Raw genomic sequence first — 1,437 nt, 5'->3', positions numbered from 1 at the left:
GTGAAGACGGTCACCGGGTTCACGGGGTCGTCGATCTGGAAGTACGTCGCGATGTTCCCGCCCGCCACCGACGAGATGGTCGACGCCGGCTACCAGGACTTCGCCGACCGCTGGAACCCCATCCTCGACGTGTTCGACCAGGTCGGCGTGCGGTTCGCCCACGAGGTGCATCCGTCCGAGATCGCGTACGACTACTGGACCACGAAGCGCACGCTCGAGGCCATCGGGCACCGCGAAGCGTTCGGCCTGAACTGGGATCCGTCGCACATGGTGTGGCAGGACATCGACCCGGTCTCGTTCCTGTGGGACTTCCAGGACCGCATCTACCACGTGCACTGCAAGGACACGAAAAAGCGCCTGGGCAACGGCCGCAACGGCCGGCTGTCGTCGCACCTGCCGTGGGCCGACCCGCGGCGCGGTTGGGACTTCATCTCGACCGGGCACGGCGATGTGCCGTGGGAAGACGCGTTCCGCATGATGAACGCGATCGGCTACGAGGGACCGCTGTCGGTCGAGTGGGAGGATGCCGGCATGGACCGGCTCGTCGGAGCCCCCGAGGCACTGGAGTTCGTGCGGAAGATGTCGTCGTACCGGCCGTCGGATGCCGCGTTCGACAGCGCCTTCTCCACGCGCTGAGTTCGACTCTGAGGCCGAAGGAGCGGCTCGGCATCAGTTCGCTGCGCGGCGCCCTTCATCCAGGTACGCGTATGCGGTCACCCGCGAGATGCCCAGCCGCACGGCGATCGTCTCCACCGACTTGCGCATCTGCGTCGCACCGCGCTCGTCGAGGTGGGCGAGCACGCCCACCTTGTCCTCACGCGTCATCTGGGTGACCGGACGGCCCACCTCACGGATCGCCTCCGTGATCATGGTGTCCATCACCGAGACGAGGTCGCGGCCGAAGTATTCGTCCGGGGAGGCGTTCGCCGACACCTGCTGTCCGGGGAGCAGCGATTCCAGCAGGGATCGCGCGTGCTGCACGATACTGAGGTCGACGTTGATGCACAGCGCAGCGATGATGTCGCCGGCGTGGTTGCGCAGGTAGATGCTCGAGCAGCGCAGCTCGCGCCCGTCGTCGGTGAACCCGCGGTAGCCGAAGGCATCGTGATCCTCCTTGCGGTTCCGCAGCACATTCAGCCCGAGGCTCGTCGAGGGGCCGCCGACTTCGCGTCCGGTGACGTGGCCGTTCTCAATCGCGGCGATCGTGTGCCGGAGGTCGACGTCGGCGCCGTCGAGGTTGTGCAGCACGACTTCGCAGGACGGGCCGCCTGCCGCGGCGATGGCGCGCATGAGCGGCCGGAAGGTTTCGAGAACTTCGGCGGCATCCTCATACGTGTCGTGCGTCTGCTTTCCCACGGTTCCCACTCTGCACCCCCGGTCGTCATCTGAACTAAATGTATCTCATCTAGACAATGTGTTCGAGCTGCGCTAACTTGT

At 65.9% G+C, this 1,437-nt stretch carries 2 protein-coding genes; one reads left to right on the top strand and one right to left on the bottom strand.

Translation table 11 applies throughout. From position 1 onward, the window contains the following. Positions 1-636: sugar phosphate isomerase/epimerase family protein (locus ACTICP_RS13920; RefSeq protein ID WP_441893348.1), on the top strand; the 636-nt coding region annotated here is incomplete at its 5' end. 33 nt (positions 637-669) lie between these two features. On the opposite strand, the gene ACTICP_RS13915 is transcribed toward ACTICP_RS13920, so the two are convergent. Beyond that, positions 670-1,356, bottom strand: a complete 687-nt coding sequence (locus ACTICP_RS13915) for a helix-turn-helix transcriptional regulator (protein ID WP_441893346.1) — start codon at positions 1,354-1,356, stop codon at positions 670-672. Between the last annotated feature and the right edge of the window lie 81 nt (positions 1,357-1,437).

Origin of the sequence: Microbacterium sp. (genome assembly GCF_052102115.1) — a bacterium.
Taxonomy (GTDB): Bacteria; Actinomycetota; Actinomycetes; order Actinomycetales; family Microbacteriaceae; genus Microbacterium.
The sequence above is the reverse complement of the archived record's forward strand: the minus strand, read 5'-3'. Positions and strand labels throughout refer to the sequence as shown.